The sequence below is a fragment of the Mesorhizobium sp. M7A.F.Ca.CA.003.01.2.1 genome (assembly GCF_003998945.1).
In the GTDB taxonomy this organism is placed as follows: domain Bacteria; phylum Pseudomonadota; class Alphaproteobacteria; order Rhizobiales; family Rhizobiaceae; genus Mesorhizobium; species Mesorhizobium ciceri.
The window spans coordinates 1-2,712 of record NZ_RZRA01000796.1 but is presented as its reverse complement, the minus strand read 5'-3'; the positions used below and the strand labels follow the sequence as shown (position 1 = coordinate 2,712).

General features: G+C 64.9%; 4 protein-coding genes. 1 reads left to right on the top strand and 3 read right to left on the bottom strand.

The window, feature by feature from the left end; translation table 11 throughout:
* A partial coding sequence (locus EN969_RS25700) for an SDR family NAD(P)-dependent oxidoreductase (protein WP_127419507.1) occupies positions 1 to 419 on the bottom strand: 419 nt, incomplete at its 3' end.
* The gene (locus tag EN969_RS25695) at positions 419 to 1,261 is read right to left on the bottom strand and encodes an SDR family oxidoreductase (RefSeq protein WP_063168506.1); all 843 of its coding nucleotides are present in this window, start codon (positions 1,259 to 1,261) and stop codon (positions 419 to 421) included. The genes EN969_RS25700 and EN969_RS25695, both read right to left, overlap by 1 nt.
* Positions 1,262 to 1,364: 103 nt before the next feature.
* On the opposite strand from EN969_RS25695, the gene EN969_RS25690 reads away from it, so the two are divergent.
* Entirely contained in the window at positions 1,365 to 2,252 is an 888-nt protein-coding gene (locus tag EN969_RS25690) for a helix-turn-helix transcriptional regulator (protein ID WP_063168505.1), read from the top strand.
* A gap of 200 nt (positions 2,253 to 2,452) precedes the next feature.
* Here EN969_RS25690 and EN969_RS25685 read toward each other — a convergent pair.
* Positions 2,453 to 2,712, bottom strand: a 260-nt coding sequence (locus tag EN969_RS25685) for a TetR family transcriptional regulator C-terminal domain-containing protein (RefSeq protein ID WP_206525230.1), incomplete at its 5' end; no start/stop codon positions are given.

Sequence of the window (2,712 nt, the reverse complement as noted above, 5' to 3'; positions counted from 1 at the left end):
GTTGCGAGCTGCGCCGACACCGCCGAGATGAAGGTGACCGATCCGGCCTTGTTGAGTGTCGGCAAGGCGGCCTGCAGGCAGGACAGCTGCGGGCGGACCTTTTCCTCCACGCCACTGCCGATGTCACTCAGGTCAAGCGCCGGGAACGGGCCGAGGCCCTTGCCGCCGCTGGCCGCCAGCACCAAGTGATCAAAGGGGCCGAGGCGCTCGAAGAATTGACGGACCTCATCCGGCTTCGACGCGTCGAAAGCGGCCTTCTCGGCAGCACCGCCAAGGCTCTTCCAAGCGCTCTTCAGCTTGTCCTCGTTGCGGCCGGTGATGGTTACCTTCATGTCCGGGCCAAGCAGTTTGCGCGCCGTCGCCAGCCCGATGCCGGACGAGCCACCGATGATGACGGTGTGTTGGATTGCCTTGGTCATCAATGCTGTTCCTTCGATGTGGGGGAGGCCGGGCCGATGAGGTCGAGGCTCAAGCTTCTCAGCTGTTGCCTTGCCTTGGCGTCGTAGGCCTGAGCATCGGCGCGGGATTCCCGCAGGCCGTCGAAATAGAGGCCGCTTTTCCCGTTGAGCGTGGGTGAGGTGGCGAGATTGAGGATGGCGTCGGCACCGGTCTCGACCGAACTCCACGGCGTCACCCCGGCCTGCCGGACCATGGTTGTGTTCATGTAGCTCGCCGGATGCAATGCGTTGACGGTGACGCCGGTGCCTTTCAACTGTTCGGCCAAATCGACGGTGAACAGAATCTGCGCCAGCTTGCTCTGGCAATAAGTGCGCACCCCGTCATAGGAGCGGGTCAGCATGACATCGCTGAAGTCGATCGCCTGCTGCCCCGCAGAGGCGACATTGACGATGCGCGCCGGCGCACTGGCCTTCAGCAATGGCAGGAGCTCCGATGTCAGCAGGAAACCGGCGAGATAGTTGACCGCGAAGCGCAGTTCATAGCCGTCGGCACTCACCTGCCTTTTGGCACCTTGGCCCGCTGTGCCGATGCCGGCATTGTTGATGAGGATGTCCAGCCGGTTCGTCCGGGCGCGCACCGCCTCGGCGAGGTGGCGCACCTCGGCCAGCGAAGAGAGGTCGGCGACCAGAAGCTCGGCCTTGCCGCCGGCGGCTTCGATCTCGGTGACAACAGCCTTGCCGCGCGTTGCATCGCGGCCGTGCACCAGCACACGGGCGCCCGCGGCGCCGAGCCGTTGCGCGACAACGCGGCCGACGCCGTCTGTCGAGCCGGTGATGAGGATCGTCTTGTCTTTGAGTTCCATGTTCAGAGCCTCCGTTCTGTTGCTCTGAACGGAAGATGGGGCAGTTGGCGCTGGCCAAACAGTTCAAACTTTATCCTGGTATCAATACTGCTATAATACGCGCATGGAGTCCCAACCTCACGCGGCCCCCACACGTTCGGCTGAAGACAGCCGCCGGCGCGAACTCGGCGCCTTCCTGCGCTCGCGCCGCGAAAGGCTGACGCCCTCGGCCGCAGGCATCGCCATCGGTCTCAGGCGACGTACGCCGGGCTTGCGCCGCGAGGAGGTGGCGATGATCGCCGGTGTCGGCACGACTTGGTACACATGGCTGGAGCAGGGGCGGGAGGTCAGGCCCTCGGTCGAGGTGCTGACGGCGCTCGCCGAAGCACTGCGCCTCGACGCCGCCGAAAAACAGCATCTGTTCATCCTTGCCGACCGCCAGCAGCCGGAGCGCCGTGCCGTAGCGCCGGAAAAGGTCGATGGCCCGTTGCTGCACATGCTGCAGAGCCTGGTGCTGCAGCCGGCCTATGTCGTCGGGCGGCGCTGGGACGTGCTGGCCTGGAACCCGGCGGCGGTGGCGGTGTTCGGCGATTATGGCCTGCTGGAGGGTGACGCCCGCAACATCGTCCACATGGTGTTCACGAGCCCGCATCACCGGCACCTGCTGGTCGACTGGGAGCAACTGGCGCGCACCGTGCTGGCCTCGTTCCGGGCCACGAGCGCCCGCTATGTCGGCGATCCGGATTTCGAGCGGCTGATCGAGTTGATGACCCGTTCGAGCCCCGAATTTCGTGCCTGGTGGCCGCAGCGCGACGTCGCGCATCGGTTGTCGGGGGTGAAACATGTCCGGCACCCGAGCGCGGGCGCCATGACCTTCGAGCATATGAGCCTGTCGATCGGCGACGGCTCGGACATGAAGCTGATCGTCTACACGCCGTTAGCCGAGCAGAATTCGATCGCCAAGCTGCAGGCATTGCTGGACGCGCTGCCGGCCGAGCGGCGCAGCGCCTGAGGTTGGCTGGCGTCCCCCTCGGCTTCGTCATCCACGGGCGAAGCGGACGCGGAGACCCGAGGATCCATGCCGGGACGTTTGCCGAAGAGTACTACGGAGCAGAATTTGGACCTTTGCGGCGCGTTGAAGTCGCGGCATGGATTGTAGGGTCTGCGCCGCGTCGCTTCGCTCCTTGCTTCGCCCTAGAATGACGAAACCATTTAGCCCTTCGGCTTCAGCCCATCGAGGAACAACTGCTCGAGAAATCTTGCCGCATCCTCGAAGCGGCCGTCGCCGCCACGGTTCGGTCCGAGCACGGCGCGGACCTGGACGTCGAAATCGGCATAATGCTGCGTCGTCGCCCAGATCGAGAAGATCAGGTGCCACGGGTCGGTCTTGGCGATCTTGCCGGCGCGCATCCAGCCCTTGATGACGGCGGCCTTCTCGTCGACCAGCGTTTTCAGTTCGCCCGCCAGCAGCG

What these genes read in the sequence shown, in the direction of transcription:
- EN969_RS25695 (WP_063168506.1), bottom strand. Translation starts at nt 1,261, where the DNA reads ATGGAACTCAAAGACAAGACGATCCTCATCACCGGCTCGACAGACGGC.
- EN969_RS25690 (WP_063168505.1), top strand. Translation starts at nt 1,365, where the DNA reads ATGGAGTCCCAACCTCACGCGGCCCCCACACGTTCGGCTGAAGACAGC.